The sequence below is a fragment of the Microbacterium zouquanmingi genome, assembly GCF_052266675.1.
In the GTDB taxonomy this organism is placed as follows: Bacteria; Actinomycetota; Actinomycetes; order Actinomycetales; family Microbacteriaceae; genus Microbacterium.
Genome location: NZ_JBQPRA010000003.1, coordinates 464,380 through 490,676, shown reverse-complemented (window position 1 = coordinate 490,676; position 26,297 = coordinate 464,380). Strand labels below are relative to the sequence as shown.

At 65.8% G+C, this 26,297-nt stretch carries 26 protein-coding genes; 11 read left to right on the top strand and 15 right to left on the bottom strand.

Going from position 1 to position 26,297, the window contains the following annotated elements:
• Positions 1-54: 54 nt before the first annotated feature.
• A complete protein-coding gene (locus ACTU6V_RS09825; RefSeq protein WP_443475496.1) occupies positions 55-483 on the bottom strand; it encodes a hypothetical protein in 429 nt (142 codons plus the stop codon).
• A 67-nt stretch (positions 484-550) separates the two neighbouring features.
• Here ACTU6V_RS09825 and ACTU6V_RS09820 point away from each other — a divergent pair, with 67 nt between their 5' ends.
• Positions 551-757 carry a DUF3499 family protein gene (locus tag ACTU6V_RS09820; RefSeq protein ID WP_443467942.1) on the top strand — a complete coding sequence of 69 codons (207 nt, stop codon included), beginning with the start codon at positions 551-553 and terminating at the stop codon, positions 755-757.
• Between the two features lie 23 nt (positions 758-780).
• Here the strand turns inward: ACTU6V_RS09820 and ACTU6V_RS09815 are convergent, their stop codons facing one another.
• The gene (locus ACTU6V_RS09815; RefSeq protein WP_443475495.1) at positions 781-1,590 is read right to left on the bottom strand and encodes an RDD family protein; all 810 of its coding nucleotides are present in this window, start codon (positions 1,588-1,590) and stop codon (positions 781-783) included.
• Between the two features lie 16 nt (positions 1,591-1,606).
• Here ACTU6V_RS09815 and ACTU6V_RS09810 point away from each other — a divergent pair, with 16 nt between their 5' ends.
• On the top strand, positions 1,607-2,599 hold the full coding sequence (locus tag ACTU6V_RS09810) for a stage II sporulation protein M (RefSeq protein ID WP_443468423.1): 993 nt from the start codon (positions 1,607-1,609) through the stop codon (positions 2,597-2,599).
• An 11-nt stretch (positions 2,600-2,610) separates the two neighbouring features.
• On the opposite strand, the gene aqpZ is transcribed toward ACTU6V_RS09810, so the two are convergent.
• The 8 genes from aqpZ to ACTU6V_RS09770 form a co-directional block, all read right to left on the bottom strand.
• Positions 2,611-3,393: an aquaporin Z gene (gene aqpZ / locus ACTU6V_RS09805; protein ID WP_443475494.1), complete on the bottom strand. Its 783-nt coding sequence runs from the start codon at positions 3,391-3,393 to the stop codon at positions 2,611-2,613.
• A gap of 107 nt (positions 3,394-3,500) precedes the next feature.
• Positions 3,501-5,000, bottom strand: coding sequence for a catalase (locus tag ACTU6V_RS09800; protein ID WP_443467945.1), 1,500 nt, complete (start codon positions 4,998-5,000; stop codon positions 3,501-3,503).
• A complete protein-coding gene (locus ACTU6V_RS09795; protein WP_443475493.1) occupies positions 5,001-5,429 on the bottom strand; it encodes a Fur family transcriptional regulator in 429 nt (142 codons plus the stop codon). It abuts the gene before it with no gap.
• Positions 5,430-5,526: 97 nt separating this feature from the next.
• The gene (locus ACTU6V_RS09790) at positions 5,527-6,834 is read right to left on the bottom strand and encodes a DUF58 domain-containing protein (protein ID WP_443475492.1); all 1,308 of its coding nucleotides are present in this window, start codon (positions 6,832-6,834) and stop codon (positions 5,527-5,529) included.
• Positions 6,835-7,758 (bottom strand): AAA family ATPase, encoded by a 924-nt coding sequence (locus tag ACTU6V_RS09785; protein ID WP_443475569.1) that lies wholly within the window; start codon positions 7,756-7,758, stop codon positions 6,835-6,837. It abuts the gene before it with no gap.
• A 47-nt stretch (positions 7,759-7,805) separates the two neighbouring features.
• Positions 7,806-8,999, bottom strand: coding sequence for a DUF4350 domain-containing protein (locus ACTU6V_RS09780; protein WP_443467948.1), 1,194 nt, complete (start codon positions 8,997-8,999; stop codon positions 7,806-7,808).
• The gene (locus ACTU6V_RS09775; RefSeq protein WP_443467949.1) at positions 8,996-9,634 is read right to left on the bottom strand and encodes a DUF4129 domain-containing protein; all 639 of its coding nucleotides are present in this window, start codon (positions 9,632-9,634) and stop codon (positions 8,996-8,998) included. Before ACTU6V_RS09775 ends, ACTU6V_RS09780 begins: the two co-directional genes overlap by 4 nt.
• Positions 9,631-10,923 carry a DUF7847 domain-containing protein gene (locus ACTU6V_RS09770; RefSeq protein WP_443467950.1) on the bottom strand — a complete coding sequence of 431 codons (1,293 nt, stop codon included), beginning with the start codon at positions 10,921-10,923 and terminating at the stop codon, positions 9,631-9,633. The genes ACTU6V_RS09775 and ACTU6V_RS09770 overlap by 4 nt, the downstream gene beginning before the upstream one ends.
• A 173-nt stretch (positions 10,924-11,096) precedes the next feature.
• On the opposite strand from ACTU6V_RS09770, the gene mtrA reads away from it, so the two are divergent.
• From mtrA to hpf, 5 genes are all read left to right on the top strand, one after another.
• Entirely contained in the window at positions 11,097-11,777 is a 681-nt protein-coding gene (mtrA, locus tag ACTU6V_RS09765; RefSeq protein WP_443467951.1) for an MtrAB system response regulator MtrA, read from the top strand.
• 9 nt (positions 11,778-11,786) lie between these two features.
• Positions 11,787-13,487 (top strand): MtrAB system histidine kinase MtrB, encoded by a 1,701-nt coding sequence (gene mtrB / locus ACTU6V_RS09760; RefSeq protein ID WP_443467952.1) that lies wholly within the window; start codon positions 11,787-11,789, stop codon positions 13,485-13,487.
• The gene (locus ACTU6V_RS09755; RefSeq protein ID WP_443467953.1) at positions 13,484-15,196 is read left to right on the top strand and encodes an LpqB family beta-propeller domain-containing protein; all 1,713 of its coding nucleotides are present in this window, start codon (positions 13,484-13,486) and stop codon (positions 15,194-15,196) included. The genes mtrB and ACTU6V_RS09755 overlap by 4 nt, the downstream gene beginning before the upstream one ends.
• Positions 15,197-15,280: 84 nt before the next feature.
• Entirely contained in the window at positions 15,281-15,922 is a 642-nt protein-coding gene (locus ACTU6V_RS09750) for a ComF family protein (protein WP_443467954.1), read from the top strand.
• 113 nt (positions 15,923-16,035) lie between these two features.
• A complete protein-coding gene (hpf, locus tag ACTU6V_RS09745; protein ID WP_443467955.1) occupies positions 16,036-16,698 on the top strand; it encodes a ribosome hibernation-promoting factor, HPF/YfiA family in 663 nt (220 codons plus the stop codon).
• 54 nt (positions 16,699-16,752) lie between these two features.
• Here the strand turns inward: hpf and ACTU6V_RS09740 are convergent, their stop codons facing one another.
• Both ACTU6V_RS09740 and ACTU6V_RS09735 read right to left on the bottom strand, forming a co-directional pair.
• Positions 16,753-18,081, bottom strand: a complete 1,329-nt coding sequence (locus tag ACTU6V_RS09740) for a coiled-coil domain-containing protein (RefSeq protein ID WP_443467956.1) — start codon at positions 18,079-18,081, stop codon at positions 16,753-16,755.
• 71 nt (positions 18,082-18,152) lie between these two features.
• Positions 18,153-18,755, bottom strand: a complete 603-nt coding sequence (locus ACTU6V_RS09735; RefSeq protein WP_443467957.1) for a PadR family transcriptional regulator — start codon at positions 18,753-18,755, stop codon at positions 18,153-18,155.
• 186 nt (positions 18,756-18,941) lie between these two features.
• Here ACTU6V_RS09735 and secA point away from each other — a divergent pair, with 186 nt between their 5' ends.
• Entirely contained in the window at positions 18,942-21,755 is a 2,814-nt protein-coding gene (gene secA, locus ACTU6V_RS09730; protein ID WP_443467958.1) for a preprotein translocase subunit SecA, read from the top strand.
• A 46-nt stretch (positions 21,756-21,801) separates the two neighbouring features.
• Positions 21,802-23,028, top strand: coding sequence for a pyridoxal phosphate-dependent aminotransferase (locus ACTU6V_RS09725; protein WP_443467959.1), 1,227 nt, complete (start codon positions 21,802-21,804; stop codon positions 23,026-23,028).
• Here the strand turns inward: ACTU6V_RS09725 and ACTU6V_RS09720 are convergent.
• Positions 22,919-24,208 (bottom strand): CpaE/TadZ family protein, encoded by a 1,290-nt coding sequence (locus ACTU6V_RS09720; protein WP_443467960.1) that lies wholly within the window; start codon positions 24,206-24,208, stop codon positions 22,919-22,921. The genes ACTU6V_RS09725 and ACTU6V_RS09720 overlap by 110 nt on opposite strands.
• Positions 24,205-24,825, bottom strand: a complete 621-nt coding sequence (locus ACTU6V_RS09715) for a CpaB family protein (protein ID WP_443467961.1) — start codon at positions 24,823-24,825, stop codon at positions 24,205-24,207. Before ACTU6V_RS09715 ends, ACTU6V_RS09720 begins: the two co-directional genes overlap by 4 nt.
• Before the next feature lie 98 nt (positions 24,826-24,923).
• Here ACTU6V_RS09715 and ACTU6V_RS09710 point away from each other — a divergent pair, with 98 nt between their 5' ends.
• Complete coding sequence (locus ACTU6V_RS09710) at positions 24,924-25,196, top strand: helix-turn-helix domain-containing protein (protein ID WP_443467962.1); 273 nt, start codon at positions 24,924-24,926, stop codon at positions 25,194-25,196.
• Here the strand turns inward: ACTU6V_RS09710 and ACTU6V_RS09705 are convergent.
• Positions 25,193-25,783: a hypothetical protein gene (locus ACTU6V_RS09705; RefSeq protein WP_443467963.1), complete on the bottom strand. Its 591-nt coding sequence runs from the start codon at positions 25,781-25,783 to the stop codon at positions 25,193-25,195. The genes ACTU6V_RS09710 and ACTU6V_RS09705 overlap by 4 nt on opposite strands.
• Before the next feature lie 123 nt (positions 25,784-25,906).
• On the opposite strand from ACTU6V_RS09705, the gene ACTU6V_RS09700 reads away from it, so the two are divergent.
• Positions 25,907-26,293 carry an Rv3235 family protein gene (locus ACTU6V_RS09700; RefSeq protein WP_443467964.1) on the top strand — a complete coding sequence of 129 codons (387 nt, stop codon included), beginning with the start codon at positions 25,907-25,909 and terminating at the stop codon, positions 26,291-26,293.
• The last annotated feature ends 4 nt before the right edge of the window (positions 26,294-26,297 follow it).

The following is a 26,297-nucleotide window of genomic DNA, read 5'->3' as shown; positions in this document are numbered from 1 at the left end:
AGGGATCGACCGGCTCAGGGATCGGCTGGCTCAGGGATCGACAGACCGAGCTGCTCAGGAGCCGTTGGGTCCGAACTCCCACGGATCCCGACCGACGTATTCTGCCGCGGCGCGGAAGACGGCGCTCTCGATGGCGATCCGCCGATGGATGTCATCGTCGTGCCCCGGAGGCAGCAGACGCTCGATGGGTATGCGGAACAGCACGATCCGTCTGGCATCGCGGTCGATGTGCCAGCGAGGGATGCCGCTGTCGTCGGCGCGCAGCGGCAGTGCGCCGATCTCGAATCGAACTTCCTGCAGCTCGGGCCAGGTGCCGCGCAGAAAGTCCACCGCGGTGCCGATTGTGACGTCGAATCGGTCTATGCGGCCTTCCAGCGGCGGCAGCGGAGGGCGAACGACCTCACTGCGACCCAACCGCCCATGCCGTCCGTGACGCGCTCCGCGGCGAGGCGCGGCGGCACTTTCTGTACGGCGACGAGGCATGTCCAAAGTCTAGGCTGTTGCGCGCGGCATCCGGGTCTGTGCGCACCACGGCCGTAGGCTGAACGAGATGAACGCAAGACTCTGCTCGAAGGTCGCCTGTGCGCGCGAGGCGGTCGCCACGCTCACGTTCGACTACGGCGATCAGATGGCGGCTCTCGGTCCTCTCGGCGCCGCCGGAGACCCGCACGCGCATGATCTGTGCGCTCAGCACGCGGAAAGGCTCTCCGTGCCCAGCGGATGGGTCGTCTTCAGGCATGAGGCGCTGCGCGCCTAACGATCCCCGGGCCGGTCGAAGGGCTAGACGCCGACGCGTCGCCCGGTCAGCTTCTCTGTCCTGGCATCCGCGATCGCGAGTGCCCGACGCTCGCGTTCGCGACGGAGCACCGTGATCGCGATCAGCAGCTGCTCCGGGTGGGCCGCCGGCTGGGGTGAAACATACGCGGAAGACTCTGCGACCAGGTCCTGCGCGACGCGGGCGCGCGCCGACGGTGACATCTTCTCGGCGTGCTGAAGGAACTGCGAGATGCGCCGGGCCAGACGATCCGGCATCCGAGCGACATCGGCGATCTGCGCCCAGCCCGCGAGCGCGGGCGGGAGCACGGGGACCAGCGGCAGAAGCTTCGGCGTGCGCACCCGCTGGCTGTACGTGCCCGCCACGAGGTCTCCCAGGCGCTGCGAGCGGGCGGTGAAGGCCCCGGAGAGGATCGCAATGGCTCCGAAGGTCATGTAGATCTCGAGCACCCCGATGAGCGCACGGATGAACGCCTGTCTGAACCCGGCCGCACCTCCGTCGAGGCGGACGATTCGCCCGCCGACAGCGAGCTTGCCGAGACTGCGGCCGCGCAGGGCGACCTCCATGACGATCGGCACGATCACGAAGCAGACGACCATCGCCGTGATGTTGAGGATGCCGTCGATCGATGAATCGATAACGCCCACCCCGAGCAGCCAGATCCGCAGCCAGAGGAACAGCGCGAAGAGTACCCAGCCGACGACCATGTCGATCAGGGCTCCCAGCGCGCGCATGAAGAAGCCGAGCGGCTGCACATCGATGGCGACCGCTTCTCCCGAGAGAACCTCGTCGGCGGTGTCGATCGGCGTGGACATGAGTACAGTAAATCAGGTGGATGCTGATGCTCTGGCCGATGCGCGCCGCACGGAGTGGGAACGACTGGACGAACTCAGTCGTGCGCGACTCGACGGTGAAGGCGTCGATGAGCTGATTCTGCGGTATCGCGCGGCATCCGCTGATCTTGCGGAACTGAAGACCTCGGTTGGTGACTCGCCGCAGGGAGCGTACGTCTCCTCGGTACTGTCGAAGGCGCGTCTGCGGCTGACCGGCACGTCCGACAGCATCCTCACTCAGGTCGCGCGATTCTTCGCTGACCAGCTTCCCGCGGCTCTCTACCGCCTGCGCTGGACGACTCTCGTCGTGGCCGTGGTGTTCATCGCCATCGTCGTAGGAGTGGGCGCATGGCTCTCCAGCGACCCGGCGCTGGTCGCAGCTCTCGGACCCGCCGACTTCCTCGAGCAGTATGCCGAAGAGAGCTTCACCGAGTACTACACCGAGAACCCTGCCGCGGTCTTTGCGGGGATGGTCTGGACGAATAACGCGTGGATCGCCGCGCAGTGCGTGCTGTTCGGCGTCACCGGGATCTGGCCGGTCTACGTCATCGTGCAGAACGCCTTCGGGCTCGGCGTGTCCGCTGCAGTCATGGCCGTGCACGACCGGCTCGACGTCATGGTGCTGTACATCCTCCCGCACGGTCTGCTCGAGATGACGAGCATCTTCGTCGCCGCCGCTGCCGGACTCCACCTCTTCTGGGCGTGGGTTGCGCCCGGCCACCGCACACGCGGCGCGGCGCTGGCGCAGGAGGGCAGGGCACTGGCGACGGTCGCGATCGGGCTCGTGTTCGCACTGTTCCTGTCGGGCCTTGTCGAAGGATTCGTGACCGGATGGTCGCTGCCGTGGCCGATCAAGATCGGGATCGGAGCCGCGGCCCTCGCGGTGTTCCTCGTCTACATGCTTCTTGTCGGACGCCGGGCATACGAACGCGGTGAGCGCGGGGACCTGCTCGAGTATGAAGCAGGCACCCCGCAACTCACCGCGGGTTGATTCTCAGAGGGTCAGGCTGACCGGCGGCTCGGGGCGTGCGTCGTGCCGTCGAGCAGTGCCTTGTACGCGAAGCCCGCGATCAGCGCGCCCACGATCGGGAACACGAGGAAGACCCACAGCTGCGAAAGCGGCCCGAGGCCGCCGTAGATCGCTGCAGCGATCGAGCGTGCCGGGTTCACAGAGGTGTTATCCACCGGGATGGAGATCAGGTGGATCAGCGTCAGCGTGAGACCGATCGCGAGTCCGGCGAACGGGGTCGGGCGCAGCTTGTGCGTCGTCCCCAGAATCACGAACAGGAACACCGCGGTCAGGACGACCTCGATGATGATCGCAGCCCACATGCCGAAGCCGCTGGGGGAGTGCTCGCCCCATCCGTTGCTGGCGAATCCGGCATCCTGAGCGCGCGTGAGCCAGCCGTCCGGGCCGAACAGCCCGATCAGCACCAGGATCGTCGACGCGACCACGCCACCGACGATCTGAGCGATGATGTAGCCGGGGACATCACGCCAAGGGAGGCGGCCCGCTGCCGCGAGACCGATGCTGACGGCGGGGTTGAAGTGGCCGCCGGAGATCGGTCCGAAGGCGTAGACGCCGACGACGACGGTGAGGCCGAACGCGAGTGCGACGGCGACGTAGACCGCTGAACCTGAACCGGGGTCGGTGAAGTGGTTGGATGCGAACAATGCGGTGCCGACACCGCCGAGCACCAACAGAAAAGTGCCGATGCCCTCTGCAGTGAGTTTTGCACCGGTGGAAGGCGTAGGAAGCTCTGCTTCGGCGAGCGATTCGCTCATGGGATTCCCTCTCGTCGGTTCGATCGAAAGATCGAATTCACCGCACATGCTAGCGGGGTCGGATGCCGAAGCATCCGACCCCGCGCAGGAATCTGTGAATCAGCTGATTATTCGCCGACTCCGACCGGCTCTTCGTCGTTTCCGCCACCAGCGGCGACCAGGGCGCGGACGTCTTCCGCGACCTTCGGGTCGACCTGGCCCCAGTACCAGAAGAAGCGCTCCTGAATTGAGGGAACCGTCAATGCGTCGTACTGACCGGCGAGGGTCTCGATGAAGCGCTGGCGCTCCTCGGCGTTGAAGACATCATTGATCAGGGTGCGCGCCTGACCGAAGTCGTCGTCCTCGGAGTGGAGGGTCGCAGCGGAGCGGATCAGCGCGCCGTCCGATTCCCAGCTCGCCTCGACGCCGCGCGCCGGGTCAGCCTGCGGGCCACCGGCAGCGCCGTACGAGTTCGGGGTGTAGACCCGGTGCTCGGCGGTGTTGTAGTGGTACTGCATGTTGCCCTCGTGCATGTAGTTGCTCGTGTGGGCGGCGTGCGGCTGGTTGACCGGCAGCTGGTTGTAGTTCGTGCCGATGCGGTAGCGCTGCGCGTCGGGGTAGGAGAACACGCGGGCCATGAGCATCTTGTCGGGCGAGATGCCGGTGCCGGGAACCTGGTTGCCGGGCGAGAAGGCGGCCTGCTCGATCTCGGCGAAGAAGTTCTGCGGGTTGCGGTTCAGCGTGAACGTGCCCACCTTGATGCGCGGGTAGTCCTTCTTCGACCAGGTCTTGGTCAGGTCGAAGGGGTTGAAGCGGTAGTCCTTGGCCTCGTCGTACGGCATGACCTGCACGTAGACGTCCCACGACGGGTTCTCGCCGCGCTCGATGGCCTCGTACAGGTCGCGACGGTAGTAGTCGGCATCCTGACCGGCGATGCGCTCTGCCTCATCGGCGAACATGGGCTCGACGCCCTGCTTGGTGAGGAAGTGGTACTGCACCCAGAAGCGCTCGCCCGCGGCGTTGACCCACTGGTAGGTGTGCGAGCCGTAGCCGTTCATGTGGCGCCACGAGCGAGGGAGACCGCGGTCGCCCATGACGTAGGTGACCTGGTGGGCCGACTCAGGCGAGAGGGTCCAGAAGTCCCACTGCATGTCGGCGTCGCGCAGGGCCGAGCCCGTCAGGCGCTTCTGCGAGTGGATGAAGTCCGGGAACTTGATGCCATCGCGCAGGAAGAAGGTCGGGGTGTTGTTGCCGACGATGTCGAGGTTACCCTCGGTCGTGTAGAAGCGCAGCGAGAAGCCGCGGACATCACGCCAGGTATCGGGGGAGCCCTGCTCGCCGGCGACCGACGAGAAGCGGATCAGCGTCTCGCTCTTGGCGCCGGGTTGGAAGGCTGCCGCGCGGGTGTACTGAGAGACGTCTTCGGTGACGACGAACTCGCCGAATGCGCCGCCGCCCTTGGCATGCGGGTTGCGCTCCGGCACGCGCTCGCGGTTGAACGAGGCGAGCTTCTCGACCAGGTAGCGGTCATGAAGGGCCGTGGTGCCGTCAGGTCCGCCGGTCAGCGAGTGTGCGTCGCTGGCAACGGGCGTGCCGGTCTGGGTGGTCGTGAAAGTCTTGTCAGTCATTCACTTGTTCCTTTCGCAATCGGAGCAGATGGCTCGGTAGGTCACAGAGGCTTCGATGATCCGCATCCCATGGTCGTGGGACGGATGCAGGCAGGGGGCTTCGCCGACGGCGCAGGCGACGTCTTCGACGCGGCCGCACTCCACACACTGCAGATGGTGGTGGTTGTCGAACTCGTGCTGCACTTCGTAAAGCGCGCTCGCCGCATCGGGGAGGCTCACCCGGCGCACGATGCCGGCATTGGTGAGATCGCCCAGGATGCCGTGAACCGTGGGGAGCGCAACGCCGCTGAGATTCTCGCGGAGACCGGAGTAGACGGTATCTGCCGACGCGTGCGGGCGGGTGGTGAGTGCGTCGAGGACAGCGACTCGTTGCACGGTGACTCGAAGACCAGCGGCGCGCAAGCGCTCGGGGGCTTCGAGAATGTCCATGCTTTCAGGGTACCGTTCTTCTGAATCGTTAGCAATAACGAATCGCTCAGGTTAACCGCCCGTTCAGGTCGCTCAGAGCGGATGCGCGGCGCGGCAGTCAGAGGCGCCCTGCGGCCTTGAGCTCGAGGTACCGGTCTGCGATCTTCGGCGGAAGAGCCTCCGGATCGGCAGTGATCGCCTCTCCGCCCGCGCGGCGAATGGCATCGGCGACATTCTCGGCGTCGCGCAGCGTGCGCTCGGCAGCTGCTGCCAGATAGATGTCCTCGCGGGAGTCCCGCTTGGTCGCAAGTGAACCCACCGCGTCATCGGTCACCGAGCCCACCAGGATCGTGGTCGCACGCGATGCGTTGGGGAAGGCGCCGAGGAAGCTGCGGGCGGACTCGGCCGCGTCCTGCGCGGTGAGCACGACGATCAGCGAAGGACGCGTCGTCAGCGTGCGGATCTCGGCGAACGCCCCACCCCAGTCGGTGTCGACGAGCCGTGCGTGAACGGGGGCCATCGCATCCGTGATCGCCTGGAGCAGCCCAGGACCATCGATACCCGTGACCCGGCCGCGCACCACGCGGTCATACATGAGCAGGTGCACGTGGTCTCCCGCTCGTGCCGCGAGCGCTGCGAGCAGGAGCGACGCCTCAAGCGCAGCATCCAGACGCGTGCCATCACCCACTCGGGCCGCTGCGGTGCGGCCAGTATCGATGAGGATCACCACATGCCGGTCGCGCTCAGGTCGCCACGTCCGCAGCATCGTCGTGCCGGCCCGCGCGGTCGCGCGCCAGTCGATCGAGCGCACGTCGTCGCCGCGCACGTACTCGCGCAGCGAGTCGAACTCCGTGCCCTGGCCGCGCACCTGGATGCTGGTGTTCCCATCCAGCTCCCGCAGCCTGGCGAGCCTGGATGGGAGATGCTTGCGCGACGTGAAAGCCGGCAGCACACGCAGCGCACCGCGCACATCGTGCCGTGCCTGCCGCCCGCCGAGACCGAGCGGTCCGCGCGAGCGGATGAAGACGAACTCACTCGTCAGCTCACCGCGGCGGCGGGGGAGCAGCGGAATCATCACCCGCCGACGCTCACCGGCAGGCACCACGATGCTCAGCCGGTCAGAGCGCGCGCCCGCTGTCGGCTGCCAAGCATCCCGTACGAGCGCGTGGAGTGTGCGCGGCCCGTGATTATGCAGCGCGACGCTCGCTTCGACAGGCTCACCGATTCGTGCCCGGGGCGGAACGCGCCTCGTGACCGAAACCGTCCGCGCGCTCGCCGCACGCCACACATCGATGCCGAGCAGGGCACAGACCAGCAGGAGCCACCCGCCCACGCCAGCCCACACCGGTATCCCCGCCATCGCGAGTGCGACGACGGGTATGACCCCGATCCCGATGGCGAGGGCGAAACGCGAGGTGATGAACACTTAGATCGGCACCCGCGTCTGCTGGATCACGCTGGCGAGCACGGCGTCTGCCGATACGCCTTCCATTTCGGCATCCGGGCGAAGCTGCAGGCGGTGACGCCACACGGGCACCAGCATGGTCTGCACGTGATCGGGAGTCACTGCGGTCGAACCGTTCAGCCATGCCCAGGCCTTCGCCGCGGCCAGCAGCGCGGTCGATGCGCGAGGGCTCGCACCGAGCAGGACAGAAGGCGACTGGCGGGTGGCGCGGGCGAGGTCGACGACGTAGCCGAGCACTTCATCGGTGACCTCGACGCGGGATACCGCATCCTGGGCCGCACGGATCTCCTCAGCGGTCACCGCAGCCTCGATGCCGGTGAGCTCGCGGGGCGAGAAACCGCCGGCGTGCAGTCGCAGCACGCTGACCTCGGCGTCGCGATCCGGCATGCCGACGACGAGCTTCATAAGGAATCGGTCCAGTTGCGCCTCTGGCAGCGAGTACGTGCCCTCGTGCTCGATCGGGTTCTGGGTGGCTGCGACGAGGAAAGGATTCGGAAGATCGCGGCTGACGCCATCGGCTGAGATCTGGCGCTCCTCCATGGCCTCGAGGAGAGCCGCCTGCGTCTTCGGCGGGGTGCGGTTGATCTCATCCGCCAGCAGGATGTTCGTGAACACCGGTCCCTGACGGAACTCGAACTCACCCGTGCGCGCGTCGTACACGAGGGACCCCGTGACATCTCCCGGCATCAGGTCGGGGGTGAACTGCACGCGCTTGGTGTCAAGACCCAGAGCACGCGCGAACGACCGCACGACCAGCGTCTTGGCGACGCCGGGCACGCCCTCCAGGAGCACGTGCCCGCGAGAGAGCAGACACACCAGGAGTCCGGTGATCGTGCCTGACTGGCCGATGACCGCCTTATCGACCTCAGTGCGCACGCGATGCATGGCCTGGCGCAGAGCATCCTCATCGAAGGTATTCGGGGTGGTGTCGGTCACGGTGTGTTCCTTTCCACATGCACGGCGGTATCGACCGCCGTCTCGAGTTCAGCGAGCCGGCGGGCATCGCCTGTGAGCTCGGAGTCATTCTGCGGCAGGGGGCCTGCGAGCAGTTGGTAGAGAGAACCGCGCGGTATGCGCAGCCGATCGGATGCCGCGTCCGCGACTTCTTCGGGGGTCGAACGAGCCGTCAGACCGAGCCGTGCGGCGAGACGGCGCAGCGAGCCTTCGCGGAGAGCCGCGGCCGCGTGCGAGGAATCGCCTGCCTTCGCGGTGAGCCGCGCGCGGCCGTGCATGGTCTCGGATGCCCGGACTGTGACAGGCAGGGTTTCGGTGACGAGTGGGCCGAATCGCTGTCCACGGGCGATCCCGGCGACGATTCCCGCGAGCAGAAGAAGCAGGATCGCAGGAGTCACCCATTCCGGTGTGAGAGTCGCCAGAGTGTCAGAGGGCTGGGCTTCGATATCGGTGTCGGCGAATGAGGGCACGTACCAGACCACGCGCTCGGTCTGCCCGAGCAGCGCGAGACCGAGGGCCGCGTTTCCGTTTTCGGCGAGGTGCTCATTGCCCAGCAGCGAGGCTCCCTCGAGCAGCGCCGTGCGCGTGCCGTCGCGGTCCGAGATGAGGAGCCCCGCGGCCCCGTCATCGTCGAAGCATCCGGTGACGCCGTCTGCGGGCGAGAAGAATCGATCCGGCTGCACGGAGCCGACATCGGCAAATTCTGGAGCATCGCATCCGGCAGGCAGTGCTCCGGATGCTGGCGGGGAGGTGTTCTCACCGAGGTCGAGCAGACGCAGCAAGCGCGAGGAGCTCGAGAGGAAGACCGTGCGGGTCGACGGCTCGATCAGCTCGTGCACCGCTTCGTCCGAGAGAGTGTACGGATCGGACATCACGAGAGTGGTGTTGCCATCGACGGCTGCGATCGCGTCGGCACGGGTGCGGGAGACTGTGATCTCGACGCCCTGGTCGCGCAGGATCTCGGCGAGAGCGAGGGTGCCCGAGCCCTTGGCGCTCTCGGGATCCAGCCCGCCGCGGGAGTCCGGAGCGCTGAAGCTCAACGCGGCGATCAGAAGCGCGAAGATGATCACGGTCACCGCGAGTGCCAACCAGCCCAACAGCGACCGGAGCCTGCCCGTCTCGCGTACCGCGGTGCCGCTTGCGGGCTCGGCGACGGTCGCCGCGCCGGTCATGCGGGAACCGCCTGTCGTGCGCGGGCGATGAGCTCATCGGTCGCCACAAGCTCGCGGTACGTCTGTTCAGATGCCGGATGCCGCAGATACCGCACCTCGTCGAACATCCTGGCTGCTGACGCGAGTTCCTCTCCATGCGCGCCGAGAGCGGCAGAGGCCTCACGGGCGATCGACTGCGCTGTCGCACCTGGGGTGGGATCGACGATGTCGCGCTCGAGCAGACCGCGCGCCAGCGCGCGGAAACGGCGGATGATGGCGGCATCCCAATCTCCCTCGCGCGCACTCCGGTCGGCATCCGCTCGCAGCTGTGCGGCAGAGCGATCATCGCGCTCGCCGAGGAGCTCAGCGCCGCGGCTCTTGACGCGGCGCGACGCGCGTGGTCGTCCCCACAGGATCAGCACGGTGATGAGAGCTGCGGCAACAACGATGATCACGATCACAAGAGCGGTGCTGCCGACCTGCGCGCCGGCTTCCGGTGAGAACAGGTCGGAGATGAACTCTGCGACGTCCTCAGCGAGGTAGTCGAACCACGTCGGCTTGGCATCGGCGTAGCGCGGGTTCTGAAGTTCCTGCTCCGCCCAACGGCGGGCTTCGTCGCCATCCGGTGCGTAGGGATCGAGATCGAAACGGATCATGCCTCGCCGGATCCTGGCGCAGTCCACGAGCGCTGCGGGGTGGGCGCGGCGGGCGAGGGCGCGGCGGGCGAGGGCGGTGGCGGCGGTGGCGGCGCGGCTGCTGGCGTCTGCGGTGCCGGGTACTGGGGTGCAGCCGGGTATCCCTGTGTTGCCTGGTACTGGGGCGCCCAGCCGACCGGCGGCGCCGCGTACGTCGGCTGCGGCCGCGGGGGCGGTCCGCTGCTGACGGCGCGAGCCGGATCGACGGCGAACGGATCACCGAGCTGCTCTGTCGGGGTGCCGAGGTCACGGCGTTCGAGATAGCTGATGAGACTGTGATCGAGGCCTTCGTATCGCATGCGGCAGTCGAGATAGATGAACGCAGCGGCGGCGCACTGCACGACGACGGCGACTGCCTGGAGCACGTACACCAGCAGCTGCGGGGCGACGGTGCCGATGAGCATCATCACGATCGCAGATGTGTCGTTCACGCCGGTGGGGGAGACGACCGGCACGAAGAGCGACGACAGCAGTGAAAGCGGAACGCTCACGACGGTGACAGCAGCGTTCATTATGACGCTGATGAGCAGGATCACGGCGAACGTATTCCAGAACCGACCGCGGGTGAGGCGCCACGAGCGCACGAGCGCTTCGCGAAGAGACGCATGTTCGAGAACGAGCACAGACGGCACCAGCAGCAGCTTTGTGCTCAGCCACACCCAGAGCGGAATCGCTGCGAGCACGACCAGGATGCCGATGACGACTGTGACGGCGACGCCCTCGCCAGAGCCACCGACACCGGCCATCACGCCGAGGGCGATGATGCCGCCGACGACGATGATGACCACGGTGGCAGCCAGCATCTGCAGGACGCTCCAGCTGACCAGGCGCCAGAACGCCGGCCGCATGAGCTGCCACAGGCGTCTGAGCTTCGCCTTCTCGCCGAGCGCCGCGTAACCGATGTCGGCGGCGACGACGCCCTGCATGACGGCTGTGAACGCGAGGCTGACGAAGCCCATCGCCAGCACAGTGATCGCGTTGATGGCGATTGTGCCCCACATCACGGGGAAGAAATCCGGGTTGCTCGGGGAGAGTGATTCGAGACGGAAGAAAGTGGCCACCGCGACGCCGCCCACCACCACAAGCGTCACCACCGCGATGACGAGCTGAATGACGATCGCGAAGCCGAACAGGACTTTGGGGTTATGCCGCAGCGCGGCGAACGGCTTGCCCAGCAGCGCGCCAAACTGAAGCGGATGCAGGGGGACGAGCCCCTGCTTCACCGCGGGCGTCCAATTCTGTGCGCTCATCAAGTTCCCTCCGAAGGTGCAGAACCATCGTGTCATATCCCTCGATTCCACCGATCGAGAACGCGATGGCGCTACCGTGATCAGAACGTTGTCATGAAGTACGCTGGGAAAGACCGCGTCCAGTCTTCGTCCGAAAGGCGGCGCGCTGCGTAGAAAGATGGGGCTGGGATCAGATGACCTCACGGATCCTCGTGGTCGACGATGACACCGCGCTTGCGGAGATGATCGGCATCGTGCTGCGTACAGAGGGCTTCGAGCCGGTGTTCTGCGCCGACGGCGCCAAGGCAGTCGAGGAATGGCGCACCCAGCATCCCGACCTCGTTCTCCTGGACCTCATGCTTCCTGGGATGGACGGCATCGAGATCTGCACGCGCATCCGCGCCGAATCCGGCATCCCGATCATCATGCTCACTGCGCGGGGCGACACCGCAGATGTCGTGCGCGGACTCGAGGTCGGCGCCGACGATTACATGGTCAAGCCGTTCAATCCGAAGGAGCTCGTCGCGCGCATCCGCACGCGTCTGCGTCCGGTCACACAGGCGACCAGCGAGATTCTCCGCATCGGCGACCTCGTCGTCGACGTCGACGCCCACGAGGTGCGGCGCGGTTCCACGCCGATCCCCCTGACACCGCTCGAGTTCCAGCTGCTCGTCGCACTGGCGTCCAAACCTCAGCAGGTCTTCTCGCGCGAGATGCTCCTCGAGCAGGTCTGGGGCTACCACTACAAGGCCGATACGCGCCTGGTCAACGTGCATGTTCAGCGCCTGCGCGCGAAGGTCGAGCTTGACCCTGACGCGCCGAAGATCGTCATGACGGTTCGCGGCGTGGGGTACCGGGCTGGAAGCATCAGCTAGGAGATCGGGGTGATCGCGACCAGTGCGACTTCCACGACCGTCGTACTGTGGCGCGACCCGCGTGGCTGGCCCGAAGCGATCGCCAAGCTGTGGCGACGCTCGCTGCGGTTTCGCACGATCACGATCACACTGCTGCTGACCTCGCTGGCGATCTTCATCACGAGCCTGATCATGGCGCTGGTCATCCAGAACAACCTGTTCGAGTCACGCCGTGACGAGGTGCTCTCCGACGCCCTGCGCGCGGTCGCTGAGGCGCAGAACACTCTGGACTCGGCAGAGGTCACCGACGACCCGCAGGGGCTTCGCGCACTGTGGGCTGACGTGCAGGACACCATTCCTCGCGCTTCCTCGTCCACGCACGTCGCGGTCTACCCGATCGGTGACATCCCGGTGGGCACCGGTGTGCGCGGATTCACCACTGACCTCAGGACCGATCTGCTCAGCGAAGGACTGCGCGAGCGCGTGGTGTCGTTCCCCGATCGGCAGTCATGGCAGTCGGTGGCGATGCGGATGCCGGATGGCTCTGACGCACCTGGCATCGTGGTCGGACAGCAGCTGTTCGTGCCAGAGGTGGGCGCGTTCGAGGTGTACATCGCCTACGACCTGGCAGATTCGCAGAACACGCTTCAGTTCGTGCAGAGCACGCTCTGGGCCGCGGGCATCGTCCTCATCGCGATCATCGCGGGAATCTCCTGGGTAGTGCTGCGGCTCGTGTCGAAACCGATCATCGAGGCGGCTGAGACCAGTGCCAGGCTGGCAGCGGGCGACTTGGAGGTGCGGCTTCCTGTTCACGGTGAAGACGAACTGGCCACCCTTGCGCAGTCGTTCAACGCGATGGCGGACAGCATCGAGGCGCAGATCAAGGAACTCGGTGAGCTCTCGCTCGTGCAGCAGCGATTCGTCTCCGACGTGTCCCACGAGCTTCGCACTCCCTTGACGACCATCCGCCTCGCCGCGGACATGCTTAACGATCAGCGTGAGCAGTTCGACCCGACGATGAACCGCACGGCCGAGCTGCTGCATACGCAGGTGCAGCGTTTCGAGACGCTGCTCAGCGACCTCCTCGAGATCAGCCGCTACGACGCGGGCTCCGTGCAACTCGAACTCGAGCCGACGAGCCTCGCTGAGCTCGCGGAAGACATCATCGATCAGATGAAGCCGCTCGCCGAGGAGCGCGGGTCGGAGATTCGGCTGGTCGTGCCCGGCGGATACTCGCCGGTCGACATGGATCCGCGCCGCGTGCGGCGAGTGCTGCGCAATCTCGTCGGCAATGCGATCGAGCATGGAGAGGGGCATCCGGTGGTCGTCACCGTCGACAGCAATCAGTATGCGGTCGCCGTAGGGGTGCGCGACTTCGGGCTCGGGATGAAGCCCGAAGACGCGGAACGCGTCTTCGACAGGTTCTGGCGCGCCGATCCCTCGCGGCAGCGCACGATCGGGGGCACCGGGCTCGGCCTCTCGATCGCGCTGGGAGATGCGAAACTGCACGGCGGGACGCTTGCGGTATGGTCAGAGCTCGCCATCGGCACGAACTTCGTCCTCACAGTGCCGCGTGACGGCCGAGTGCTGGAGGGGCCATCGCCAGTTTCCGTCGAGCCGCAGGAGTCGCTGGGCGACGTCGGAGGGACGACGCAGCCCATTCAGCTCACTGAGCTGCGGGAGATGTACTTCACTCCGCCGACCCACGATGCCGAGGAGGGGCGATCATGACTCGGAGACGTCGCTCTCTCGGCCTGATGGCGCTCGCAGCCCTCGTCGCGGCCCTCACCGCCTGCACGAGCCTTCCCATGTCGGGCGAGGCCAATGCCGGCCTCTCCGTGGACGATGTCGATTTCGATCCAGACATCAGTCAGATCGCCGCCCGCCCCTTGGAGGGCGCAAGCCCTGAGCAGATCGTCGAAGGATTCCTGGACGCCGCGCTCACGCCGGATAACGGGTGGGCGATCGCTCGTGAGTTCCTGACTCCTCAACTGGCGGCTACGTGGCGTCCGAGCGCCGGAGTCTCGATCGATTCCGGAGCACCCGCGCGAGAGTTCACCGCTGACATCGACGGCGAGGAGGAGGCCGCGGCGAACGCTGACGTGCGCGTCGTGTTGGACCAGGTCGCTCGCATAGATGAAGCCGGCGCGTACACCGAACTGACCGGTGATGACGCGGTGGCCTCGTTCGAGGTCGAGCGCAACGACGATGGCGAGTGGCGGATCACGGTTGCCGACGACGGAATCTTCCTGGACGCTGAGGCTTTCTCGCAGGTGTATCGGCGCTACTCGCTCCAGTATTTCGATCACAGTTGGACGCACCTCGTGCCGGACGTGCGCTGGTACCCACGACGACAGACGATCGCAACGACGCTCACGCAGGCTCTTCTCAATGGCGAACCCAGCGAGTGGCTGGCTCCGGCAGTACGCAGCGCGATTCCCGGAGACGTCACGCTCGCTCGCGACGCCGTGCCCATCAGCCCGGAGAAGGTCGCGACTGTGGACCTCACCCCGAACGCATCTGGACTGGATCCGACGCAGACCGCACGGATGCGGACGCAACTGGAAGCGACGCTGCGACCCGCGGGTGTCACGGAGGTGCGGCTCACCGTCAACGGCCGTGATCTCGATGCAGGGCGGGCCACCGTCGAGACCGGCCGCACGGAATCGGCTCCGGTGGTTCTCACCGAGACGCAGTTTGGCACGTACATCGGTGAGGAGATCATTCCTTACGAGGGCATCGCCAACGAGATCGTGGAGATCGCCCCGTCGGTGCAGGCCATCGATGTCGCAGTGGATGAATCGCGGGCCGCCGTGCAGCTGGTCAACGGCGAAGTGTTCACGGTGTCCGATGGGCGGGTGGACCAGCTCGATGCGAGACCGGGCCTGATAAAGCCGTCCATCGATCCCTATGGATTCACGTGGTCGGTACCTGCATCGGCACCCCAGGCGCTCACCGCGTGGCAGTCGGATGTGACACCGATCACACCAGCCGGTGCATTCCCCGATGCCTCGGCGATCTCGGCAGTCCGTGTTGCGGCGGATGGTGTGCGCCTCGCTGCTGTGATCACTGTCGGCGGGCAGCGCTGGCTTGCGCTCGCCGTGATCGTGCGTGATCAGAACCAGGTGCCGGTTGAGATCGGACCCGCGCATCCGGTGGCGCAGATCGAAGGCGAAGTCATGGGGATGTCGTGGATTGGCGATGACACGCTCGGGATACTCGTGGACTCGGATGCTGCACGCGTGATGCTGACTCAGAAGGTCGGCGGACCGGGAACGGAAGCCGCCGCACCCGCTGGAGCCATGGCGATCTCGGGTGGGCGCACGTCGGTGGCCGTGCGCATCCTCAACGAGTCAGGCGTTCTCTTCGCTCAGCGAGGCACGACCTGGCAGATGAGTCTGTCCGAAGTGCTCGTGCTCGGCTCGCACGCAGGGCAGTAGCCACTCCTCCTGCACAGGCGGGACGCGTCCACAGATCACGTCGCACGGGTGATTCTGTGCAGCCTGGTGGCTCATGATCGACGCATGGGCGAGTGGAAGACGCTGGTGGATGAGCTTGCGGCCTTCATGCTGTCCGGGAGCTGTGCGGGCTGTGACGCGCCGGGAACCCTGCTGTGCGAAGAGTGCCGTGGCGAGCTCAGCGCGCATGTGACGGCTGCATCGACGCCCGATGGGCTGGAAATCACGGCAGCCTTCCCGTTCGAAGGGGTCGCAGCTCGCTGCATCCGCCGTATCAAGGAGGACGGCGAAACCGTCCTCGCCCGCCCTCTCGGCGGCGCCGTGGCGGTGGCAGGCGAAGAACTTCTGCGCAGGCATCCGAAAGCGGTGCTGGTGCCCGTGCCGACCAGCGGGGCCGCTTTCCGACGGCGGGGATACCGGGTGCCGGAGCTGCTGATGCGTCGCGCAGGTCTCACCTCTTCGCGCCTGCTCACGCAGATCCGACGAACTCAGGATCAGCGCGAACTCGACCTCGAACAGCGACGCCAGAACGTGGCGGGCAGCATGCGTGCGCGACACGCCCGGGGTACGCGGGAGGTCCTGCTTTTCGATGATGTCGTGACCACGGGAGCAACGCTCGACGAGGGGGCACGAGCCCTGCGAGACGCGGGATTCCGGGTGTGCGGAGCTCTCACTCTGGCGGCGACCCCCAGACGGCGTGAGCTTTGAGCAAATACATGGTGAATGGTTCGTGACAAGCAGAGGAACGGGGACTACGGTTGGGGGTCACAAGGCGACCACGGTCCGCCCTTGGCCGGGAGGACCGGGACAAGGAGGCAGCAATGGAAACAAGCATCGTTGGCGTCGGGGTGGGTATCACCGATCGCTTCCGAACCGTTGTCGAAGAGAAGATCGCCCGTATCCAGCAGCTCGCGGCGAAAGCGCAGCGGCTGGACGTCAAGGTCACGCACCGTGCTTATCGTGGCGGTCGTGTTCCCGACGAGACGGTGGAACTCACCCTTGTGGGCAAGGGGCCGGTCGTTCGCGCGGAGGCCGTTGACGGCGACAAGTTCGTCGCCCTCGACCAAGCTGTCGACAAGATGTCCGAGCAGTTGCGGCGCGCGAAGGAGAAGCGCGTCGATGGTCGTCACCACCCGCGTGGGGCACACTTTGAAAAGGGAAGCGGGTCGATCGAAGGGATCGACGTGCAACCCGCATCCGTCGACGTGCTGCGTGCCGTCGCTACCGGCGCCGTTCCGATCCAGAACGACGAGGAAGAGATCTACTCGCCCGTCGTCATCCGGACTAAGAACTTCGATGCCGAGTGGATGACAGTGGAAGAGGCGGTCGACCGAATGGAGCTCGTCGGTCACGACTTCTTCCTGTTCGTCGATGCCCGCACCGATCACCCGAGCGTCGTGTACCGGCGCAAGGGATGGGACTACGGTGTGATCTCGCTGACCACTCAGGCCTCGCCTGAGGAGGCCGAAGCCCTCGCATCCTGATCTCGAAGAAGCGGCCCGCTCCAGTGATGGAGCGGGCCGCTTCTTTGTTCAGGTTCAGTCGAAGATGCCATCCAGGATGCTGCCGATGACAAGGCCGCCCATGATGCCGCCCATGATGTCGCCGCCGCCTCCACGACGTCCGCCGCCCCATCCGTCGCCGCCCCAGCCCTGTTGTTGCTGCTGCTGCGGGCGGGCAGAGTCGATGTCGCGCTGCGCGAGCTGCAGTGCCTCCGCGGCGAGCTGGGCGACGCGCCGAGATGCCGCAAGCGCCTGCTCGCGGGTCTCCTCGGGCTGGATCATCTCCGGAACATCGATCCGAAGACGCTCTGCTTCAGCGAAGCGGGTGCGGGCATCAGCGCCGATCCAGCCGCGGTGGCCGGAGATCAGGCCGCGGGCGACGCCGAGCTGACGGTCGGCGTCATCCAGGGAATGCTGCACGTGGGCGACGCTGGGCAGAGGGTTCTGCGCGCGATACTGCGCCTTCGCAATGGCATCGTCGAGGGCAGTGTTCGCGTTGCGCAGCTGGGTCAGCTCGGCGAACGGGTCATTCCGTGCGCCCGAGGGGGATAGGGCTTCCAGCGCACGTTCCAGGTTGGTCACGGCCGTCGTGACCGCCGTGACGTTGGGAGCATTGCGTGCTGCGACGATGTCTCCGCGAGAGTCGGCGACGACCTCGGCGAGGGTGGACTCTGCGCGCAGTGCTTCGATCTCGAAGTCCTCCACGGCATCCATCAACGCGCCTGCGCGCCTGGTCGCCTCGGTAGCTGTTTCGAGTGCGAGGTTCGCCTCTTCGTTCTGGCGTGCGGCGCGGCGGCGCTCGGAAACCTCGGCGCCGTGGGTGGCGAAGGAGATGAGCTGTTCGGCCTCGCCGGCAGATGCCAAGATCTGCTGCATCGCGGAATCGGAATAGCGAGTCGACAGACGTTCGATCGTGGAGCGGGTCTGCGGGATTCGTGCGGCCAGAGCTTCGGCATCCGCCCGCACCTTCGCGATGATCTGCGGCGCCTGGCGCACGCGAGAGATCGACGCTGCGAGTACTGCGGTCTTCTCGTCGAGCAGATCCTCTGCCCATTCGCACAGCTGGACGATGCGAGCGTTGCGGGTGCGCAGCTCTTCGTCGGTGTCCGGGATCTCGTCGTGGTTGAGCTGGTGCAGCTGGAACGCTTCGCGCAGGTGCGTCCGCACCGACTCGAGAGCGGCCTTCAGGTCCTTGGTCATCGAGATGCCGAGTTCTGCCTCGGCGAAGGCGAGCTCGTCACCCGCCGTACGAATGCGCTCGTCGGTTGCGACGAGCGCCTGCTCGGCGCGGCGGGCGAGATCAGCATCCTGCGCCGCCTGCACAGCCTCTTGCTCACGTTTGCGCTTACCCCAGAAACCGGCCATGGATCGATCCTACTTTCCGTATGCCATGTGCGGGCTGTGGGTGATCGCACGTGGCTGAAGCATTGTCAGGGTCATCGCGCAGCAGCCATCTGGCCCGATGGACGTCCGCGTTTGGGACGCTCGGTCGCGAGTTCCAGTCCTACGGCGGAGCCCGGGCGCAGCGCGAGGCGCACCTCGATGTGATCGAGCCATCGGAGCTCGGCCTCGGCAGCGAAGATCATCGAGTCCATGACAAGCGACCAGGCGAGTCCCGCTGCGTCTTCGGCGTCGCTGCCGGAGTAAGTCGCCTGCTGCACGTTGTGCAGGTGCGCGAGTGACGCACCCCGCTGTGCCTGGATGACCGCGGCGACATCCACGCCAGGGAGGGTTGCAGCGACAGCGAGCTTGATCGCGAGCTCGTCGCGTGTCGCCTGGGCCCGCACGACGGGGGAGGCGAGCCACTGTGCGACCTCTGCGGACCCAGCATCCGTGATCTGCCAGTACACATGACCCTGCTCATCGTGGGCGCCGCGGTCGACGAGGCCGTCGCGCTCAAGGCGCTCGAGGGTGTTGTAGATCTGGCCGACGTTCAGTGGCCACGTCGAGCCCGTACGGCGATCGAATTCCACCCGAAGCTGATAGCCGTAGCAGGGTCCCTGGTCGAGGATTGCGAGCAGGCTCTGGCGAACGGACAAGAAGGCCTCCTGAAGTGATTTCTCAGTAAATATATATGCGAAAGGGTATGCCAGCATCCGATCTGACGCAGTGGCGTGTCCTGTGCAGGCGACGTGCAGGTCACGGGCCGGTAACATAGCGAAGTATGCCCGGCGCTGAAGCCCGATCTGGGTGGCTGGGACCTTGACCCCACAGGGAGACTAAAAGTGGCGAATCCTCTTGAGAAGCTGCTGCGCGCAGGCGAAGGACGAATCCTCCGCAGGTTGAATCAGGTCGCCAAGGCCGTGAATGCACTCGAAGAGGACTTCGAGAAACTCACCGATGACGAGCTTCAGAACGAGACAACCGTATTGCGTGCGCGATACGAGAGCGGCGAGTCGCTGGACAAGCTGATGCCGGAGGCCTTCGCAGCCGTGCGTGAAGCCGGCAAGCGAATTCTCGGCATGCGCGCGTATGACGTGCAGATCATGGGTGGGGCAGCTCTCCACTTCGGCAACATCGCCGAGATGAAGACCGGTGAGGGCAAGACGTTCACCGCTGTCCTTGCCATGTACCTCAACGCCATCGCCGGCAAGGGCGCGCACCTGGTCACGGTCAACGACTTCCTCGCGAGCTACCAGGCCGAGCTCATGGGGCGCGTCTACCGCGCACTCGGCATGACCACCGGAACGATCGTCTCTGGGCAGACACCGGCGGTCCGCCGCGAGCAGTACCTGTGCGACATCACCTACGGCACCAACAACGAGTTCGGCTTCGACTACCTGCGCGACAACATGGCGTGGCGCAAGGAAGACCTCGTTCAGCGCGAGCACTTCTTCGTCATCGTCGATGAGGTCGACTCGATCCTCATCGACGAGGCGCGCACCCCGCTGATCATCTCTGGCCCGTCATCTGGCGAGGCCAACCGCTGGTTCACCGAGTTCGCGAAGATCGCTCGCACTCTCGAAGCTGGCGAGGACTACGAGGTCGACGAGAAGAAGCGCACGATCGGTGTGCTCGAGCCGGGTATCGAGAAGGTCGAGGATTACCTCGGCATCGACAACCTCTACGAGTCGGCCAACACCCCGCTCATCTCGTTCCTGAACAACTCGATCAAGGCCCTCGCGCTGTTCAAGAAGAACACTGACTACGTCGTCATGAACGACGAGGTCATGATCGTCGACGAGCACACCGGCCGCATCCTCGTCGGTCGCCGCTACAACGAGGGCATTCACCAGGCGATCGAGGCGAAGGAAGGCGTGCCGGTCAAGGCCGAGAACCAGACTCTCGCCACGGTCACACTGCAGAACTACTTCCGTCTTTACGAGAAGATCGGCGGAATGACGGGTACGGCTGAGACCGAAGCCGCCGAGTTCATGTCGACGTACAAGCTCGGCGTCGTGCCGATCCCGACGAACAGGCCGATGATCCGCAAGGACAAGGCCGATCTCGTGTACAAGAACGAGACGGTGAAGTTCGAGCAGGTCGTAGAGGACATCGCCGAGCGCCACGAGTCGGGACAGCCGATTCTCGTCGGAACGACCAGCGTCGAGAAGAGCGAGTATCTCTCACGCCTCCTGGCGAAGAAGGGCATCAAGCACGAGGTCCTCAACGCGAAGAACCACGCGCGCGAGGCCGAGATCGTTGCTCGCGCCGGTCGCCTTGGCGCGGTCACCGTCGCCACGAACATGGCTGGTCGCGGTACCGACATCATGCTCGGCGGCAACGCGGAATTCCTCGCTGTGCAGGAACTCAGAGCGAAGGGCCTCGACCCCGCACAGACGCCCGACGAGTACGAATCCGCCTGGGACGAGACGTACGAGCAGATGAAGGCAGTCGTCGCCGAAGAGAGCTCGAACGTCATCGAAGCCGGCGGCCTGTACGTGCTCGGCACCGAGCGCCACGAATCGCGTCGCATCGACAACCAGCTGCGCGGTCGATCGGGTCGTCAGGGAGACCCCGGTGAGAGCCGCTTCTACCTCAGCCTGACCGATGACCTCATGCGCCTCTTCCAGTCGGGCGCGGCAGAGGCGATCCTCGCGCGGACCAACTTCCCCGACGATGTTCCGATCGAGTCCGGGCTGGTCTCACGTGCCATCCGCAGTGCGCAGTCGCAGGTCGAGTCGCGCAACGCCGAGATGCGCAAGAACGTCCTGAAGTACGACGACGTTCTCAACCGTCAGCGTGAAGCGATCTACACCGACCGCCGTCACATCCTGCAGGGCGATGACATCGCGGACCGCGTGCAGCACTTCATCGAGGACGCCATCACCGGCGTCGTCGCGGACCACACCGGCGAGGGCCACACCGAGAGCTGGGACTTCGACGCGCTCTGGACAGAGCTGAAGACCCTCTTCCCGGTCAGCGTCACGATCGACGAGGTCGTGGCAGAGGCCGGTGGCCGCAAGGGCGGCGTCACGACCGATGGCCTCAGCCGTGAACTGCTCTCCGATGCGAAGATCGCGTACGAGAAGCGCGAGGAGACCCTCGGCGAGGCAGCGACCCGTGAACTCGAGCGACGCGTCGTGCTGCAGGTGCTCGACCGCCGCTGGCGCGATCACCTCTACGAGATGGACTACCTCAAGGACGGCATCGGACTTCGGGCCATGGCGCAGCGCGATCCGCTGATTGAGTATCAGCGCGAGGGCTACGCGATGTTCCAGTCGATGATGGGGCAGATCAAGGAAGAATCGGTCGGCTACCTCTACAACCTCGAGGTCGAGGTGCGGCGTGCCGAGGATTCGCAGACCACCGAGGTCGAGGCCAAGGGGCTCGTCACCGATGGCGGCGACCAGCGCCTGGAGTACTCCGCTCCCAATGACGCCGGTGACGTCGAGGTGCGCAACGAGCGCGGTCAGGTGCAGCAGTCCGCCACCGAGCGGGTTCGCAAGGCTGCTGAGGCCGCCGCGGCCGCCGGCGGCGCAGCGCCCGCACCGCAGCAGGAGGCTCCCCGAGGCGCCTTCGGCCAGCGGACGGATGCGCCGGCTGCAGCTCCGCAGAACCGCGAACAGCGGCGGGCTGCGGGCAAGAAGAAGAAGTAGATCTGACGTGAGAAGGCCTACCGGCGAGAGCCGGTAGGCTTTTTCAATGACTCCCATGCGCACCTTCGACCAGTCGTCGAAGCTCAAGAACGTCCTGTACGAGATTCGCGGCAAAGCGCTCGTCGAGGCGGCGCGCCTGGAGGCGGAGGGCCACAACGTCCTCAAACTGCACACCGGCAACCCCGCGATCTTCGGTTTTGAGGCTCCGCACCAGATCGTGCACGACATGCTCGCCGCGTTGCCGACCGCGCATGGGTACAGCGACAGCAAGGGGATCATCTCTGCGCGTCGCGCTGTCGTGAGCCGATACGAGCAGGTGCCCGGCTTCCCGCAGTTCGGGCCAGAAGACGTCTATCTCGGCAACGGTGTGTCCGAGCTCATCACCATGACGATGCAGGCACTGCTCGATGAGGGCGACGAGGTGCTCATCCCCGCTCCCGACTACCCGCTGTGGACGGCGATGGCCAGCCTCGCAGGCGGCAACCCGGTGCACTACGTGTGCGACGAGGAGAACGGTTGGAGCCCGGACCTCGAAGACATCCGCTCGAAGGTCACGCCGAAGACCAAAGCGATCGTCATCATCAACCCCAACAACCCCACCGGTGCGGTGTACTCACGGGAGGTGCTGGAGGGGATCGTGCAGATCGCCAGGGAGCATCAGCTGCTCCTCTTGTCTGACGAGATCTACGACCGCATCCTCTTCGATGATGCCGTGCACATCCCGACCGCAACGCTCGCACCGGATCTGCTCTGCCTGACCTTCAACGGTCTGTCCAAGACGTATCGTGTTGCGGGCTACCGGTCGGGCTGGGTCGTCATCACCGGCCCGCAGCGACACGCAAAGGGGTTCTTGGAGGGGATCACTCTTCTCGCCTCGACACGCTTGTGCCCGAACGTTCCCGCCCAGCACGCTGTGCAGGCCGCCCTCGGCGGAGTCCAGTCCATCGGCTCCCTCATCGCGCCGACAGGACGCCTGCATGAGCAGCGGGACATCGCATGGAAGGGCCTCGAGTCGATCCCCGGAGTCTCGTGCGTGAAGCCGCAGGGCGCGCTGTACGCATTCCCACGGCTAGATCCCGAGGTGCACCAGATCCATGACGATGAGAAGTTCGTCTACGACCTGCTGGTCGCGGAACGGATTCTGCTCGTGCAGGGGACCGGGTTCAACTGGCCCACTCCGGATCACTTCCGTGTCGTGACGCTGCCGGAGCCCCGCGTCCTCGGTGAAGCCATCGAGAGACTCGGGAACTTCCTCGCGAGCTATCAGCAGTAGCTCGCGTCAGCGCCGGCGTGGCAGCGGGCTCGAGGCGCTCTGCGAGTCTCCGCACCGCGGTGACTAGTGCGGAGCGCGGCGTGACATCGGCCATTGTCCGACCGTGAAGCAGCGCGGCGTCGGCTGCTCGCTGGTCGAACGGCAGGAACGTGACATCGGTGATGCCGGCGAATCGTTCCAGCGAGCGGCGGATCTGACCTCGCGCATCGATGCCCAGCGGCCCAGGGCGCACCTTATTCGCAACGACTGCGATGCGCGGGAGCGGGCCGACCAGGTTGCGCAGTTCTGCGTGATCCCGCAAGAACCGCGAGATCGACAGCGGGTCGGCCGCAGTGACTGCGACGATGAGGTCGGCTTCTCGCAGTACGGCGGTGGTCGCTGCGTGCCGACGCGGTCCGAGGAGATCATCGGAGACCTCCTCGAAGGAGTCGAATGATGCAGCGACATCGACCACTGTCACATCGGCCCAGTCGCGACACACCCCCAGCGTGGTCTTCATTCGATCGGCGGAGATCTCTGGCCAGCGAGAAGGACGATTGATGCCGGCGAAGACGTTGAGGCCACCGGAAGCCGTCTCAACGACTGCGGCGATGCGACCGAGCTCCGCGGCATCGAGGCCGCCGAATTCCGCACGGCGGCATGCGGCAGCAAGACCTGGTGCGTCGTCGCCCAGCCCGAGCAGTAGGGCGAGAGAGGGCGCCACGGTGTCGGCGTCGATGAGTGCGCACTGACGTGCAGTGCGCGAGAGCTCGGCCGCAAGCTGTATCGCCACTGTGGAGCGTCCGGGGGAGCCGTGCGAGCCCCACACGGCGATGATGCGGCGCTGCGATGCAGGTGCCGACGCTGTGGGGGCCGGAGCGTCTTCGCAGAGCGCATCCGCGATCTGCCATGCATCGGAGTCTTCGGGTAGAGCTTCGGGCAGTCCGAGTCGGCTGAGCAGTCGAGTCTCGGCTGCGCCGAGCGTGACGATGCGTACGCCGGCCATGTCGCAGGCAGCGATGAGGTCGCCGCTGAGAGCCGCACGAGTCGCGGGAAGGATGATGGCATCAGCGCGAGCGAGCAGCGCGCTGGGCACCTCTCCGGGAGTCGCGATACCGGCGATCTCGATTCCTGTGCGCTCCAGATCTGCAGCGAGCTCGGACGCGCGCGGCTCGGGGAGCGCGATCAGCGCGGAGGTCACGACCCAGACCCTCGCGGTACGACGGACAGGGCCGCGCCATCGGTGACGGCCGCCAGGACCTCGGCGATATCGGCGCGATCGATGACGACCTCGACAGCGGCGCTTCGCTGTGCCAGCATGCCGTCGCTTTCGGGCACCGACGCGACGACGACGTCGGCTGCGAGAATGCGCGGTGCGTCGAACTCATCGGAATCGCCGATCACCGGCGAGTACCAGAGCTCGACGGGCGTGCCGACGCCGATGTGCTCGGGAAGGCCGATACTGCTCTCGATGACGATGTTGGTCGTGCGACCGCGCTGCGCATCAGCCGTCGCCACCGCTGGCAACAGCTCTCCGGAGCCCACTGTGCGCGATGCGATCAGCCCGGCCTCGAGGTCCTGCGGGGCCATGTACTCGTCGGCCGCTGCGCCGAGGCTGACTTCGACGACGCGGAAATCAGCTGAGGTGAGCGGTGCGCCCTCGACGATCGTACGGTTCGCCTGCAGCACGGGGGTCGTGTCGCGTGCCGTTGATACGACCAGCCAGACTCCGACGATGGAAAGGATGACCAGCGCGATACCGATGAGGAACCGGATATCACCCCAGAAAGCGTGCCGGGCACGCGGATGCGTCGTCATGAACACATCGTCACAGAATCAGTGGAATCGGCTCAGAAGTTATCCACAGGGGTGCGAGGCGGTATGGACGCACGAAGAACGGAGGCCACAATGGGTACATGGCCGATTCGCCCGCATCTGCTTCTCGATTCCTCGCGCCCGCGCAGGTTGCCGAGCTGCTCAGCATTGAGCTGGACGAGGTTATTTCGCTTGTCGTCGAGGGTCGACTGCGTGGCGCTCGACTCGGTTCTCCTGCACGCTGGCGGGTAGAAGAGGCGAGTATCGCCGACTACCTCGCCGAGCAGACCGAAGATGCCAGGCGGACCGCTCTGTGGCACCAGGCCGATGACGCGAGCTTCCCCGAGGTGTGGGGCCACCAGCCACGTTCTTAGAACGTCGCGTTCGAGGTGCGTAGCCATGCCACCGCGGTGAACGGCACCAGCCGGAACGCCCGCACGGCGTGAGCGTGCCTGGCCTCGCCTGCATCGTGCACGGCGAGATCGAGATGGTCTTCGCCAGCGCGATCAATCGTGCCGTGCACCGTCGCTCCGTCGGTCAGGGCGATCCGCAGGGCCAGCCGGCGCCGAGCGAAATCTCGGAGGAGGAATCCGAGCGTCATGCGATCACGGATTCCGTCGGGTGCGACCGCGCGATCATCGAGCGTGTCGAGAATCGCGCCGTGATGGGTCTCGACGCTCGAGACGACCTGCAGAGGAACGATGAGTGCGCTGGGAGCGTCGACAGTCTGTACCGCCAGCCAGTCCGCACCCATCGCTCGAAGGACCCCGCAGCAGCGCTCGCCCCCTGCGATGCACAGGGTGAGGGGAGCGTCGGTCTGGTGCAGCATCCGCAGACGAGCGCGGAGCGTCAGCTTCGCGATGCGCAGTCGTTCGGCTTCTGCGTTCAACGCGGCACGCTCGGCCTCCCACTCGCCGGCGAGCTGGCCTTCGAGGTCTTCGAACAATCGATCCCAATGCACATGACGAGCGTAAGGGACGGCACTGGGGCCTCTACGGGTTATCCACATTTTTCGTGATCACCCCCACGCGGAGGACCTGACGCGTGCTCTACTGACATGCGTTCCATACCGAGAGTGATCACGATGATGCTTCAAGAGTATTTTGCCCCGCAGCCGACATCGACATCTGCCTTGCCGAGCCCCACTCCGTTGATCCGGAGCCTTACGCAGGGTGTTCTCGAAGTATTCGCCGGCGTCCGTGAGATCGATCAGTTGGCACGCTGGTTCAGCGAGGAGGCATTCCGCAAGCTCGGCGCGCGCGCCAACCTGTCTGCTCGGGCGCGCAGTGCGCGTGGCACGGCACCCGTGCGGCCCGTGTTCGAGATCCTCTCGATCCGCGAGACCGTGCCCGCCGACGGAATCGTCGAGGCTGTCGTCGTCGTTGCCGGTCCCGGTCGAACTCGTGCAGTGGCCGTTCGCTTGGAAGGGCTGGATCGCCGTTGGCGCGCCACGTCGTTCGCTGTGCTGTGAGCGG

Bases quoted from the DNA above. Each gene is read 5' to 3' on its own strand.
- ACTU6V_RS09825 (WP_443475496.1), bottom strand. From the start codon at position 483: ATGCCTCGTCGCCGTACAGAAAGTGCCGCCGCGCCTCGCCGCGGAGCG.
- ACTU6V_RS09820 (WP_443467942.1), top strand. From the start codon at position 551: ATGAACGCAAGACTCTGCTCGAAGGTCGCCTGTGCGCGCGAGGCGGTC.
- ACTU6V_RS09815 (WP_443475495.1), bottom strand. From the start codon at position 1,590: ATGTCCACGCCGATCGACACCGCCGACGAGGTTCTCTCGGGAGAAGCG.
- aqpZ (WP_443475494.1), bottom strand. From the start codon at position 3,393: ATGAGCGAATCGCTCGCCGAAGCAGAGCTTCCTACGCCTTCCACCGGT.
- ACTU6V_RS09800 (WP_443467945.1), bottom strand. From the start codon at position 5,000: ATGACTGACAAGACTTTCACGACCACCCAGACCGGCACGCCCGTTGCC.
- ACTU6V_RS09795 (WP_443475493.1), bottom strand. From the start codon at position 5,429: ATGGACATTCTCGAAGCCCCCGAGCGCTTGCGCGCCGCTGGTCTTCGA.
- ACTU6V_RS09785 (WP_443475569.1), bottom strand. From the start codon at position 7,758: ATGCATCGCGTGCGCACTGAGGTCGATAAGGCGGTCATCGGCCAGTCA.
- ACTU6V_RS09780 (WP_443467948.1), bottom strand. From the start codon at position 8,999: ATGACCGGCGCGGCGACCGTCGCCGAGCCCGCAAGCGGCACCGCGGTA.
- ACTU6V_RS09775 (WP_443467949.1), bottom strand. From the start codon at position 9,634: ATGATCCGTTTCGATCTCGATCCCTACGCACCGGATGGCGACGAAGCC.
- ACTU6V_RS09770 (WP_443467950.1), bottom strand. From the start codon at position 10,923: ATGAGCGCACAGAATTGGACGCCCGCGGTGAAGCAGGGGCTCGTCCCC.
- mtrA (WP_443467951.1), top strand. From the start codon at position 11,097: ATGACCTCACGGATCCTCGTGGTCGACGATGACACCGCGCTTGCGGAG.
- ACTU6V_RS09755 (WP_443467953.1), top strand. From the start codon at position 13,484: ATGACTCGGAGACGTCGCTCTCTCGGCCTGATGGCGCTCGCAGCCCTC.
- ACTU6V_RS09750 (WP_443467954.1), top strand. From the start codon at position 15,281: ATGGGCGAGTGGAAGACGCTGGTGGATGAGCTTGCGGCCTTCATGCTG.
- hpf (WP_443467955.1), top strand. From the start codon at position 16,036: ATGGAAACAAGCATCGTTGGCGTCGGGGTGGGTATCACCGATCGCTTC.
- ACTU6V_RS09740 (WP_443467956.1), bottom strand. From the start codon at position 18,081: ATGGCCGGTTTCTGGGGTAAGCGCAAACGTGAGCAAGAGGCTGTGCAG.
- ACTU6V_RS09725 (WP_443467959.1), top strand. From the start codon at position 21,802: ATGACTCCCATGCGCACCTTCGACCAGTCGTCGAAGCTCAAGAACGTC.
- ACTU6V_RS09715 (WP_443467961.1), bottom strand. From the start codon at position 24,825: ATGACGACGCATCCGCGTGCCCGGCACGCTTTCTGGGGTGATATCCGG.
- ACTU6V_RS09710 (WP_443467962.1), top strand. From the start codon at position 24,924: ATGGCCGATTCGCCCGCATCTGCTTCTCGATTCCTCGCGCCCGCGCAG.
- ACTU6V_RS09700 (WP_443467964.1), top strand. From the start codon at position 25,907: ATGATGCTTCAAGAGTATTTTGCCCCGCAGCCGACATCGACATCTGCC.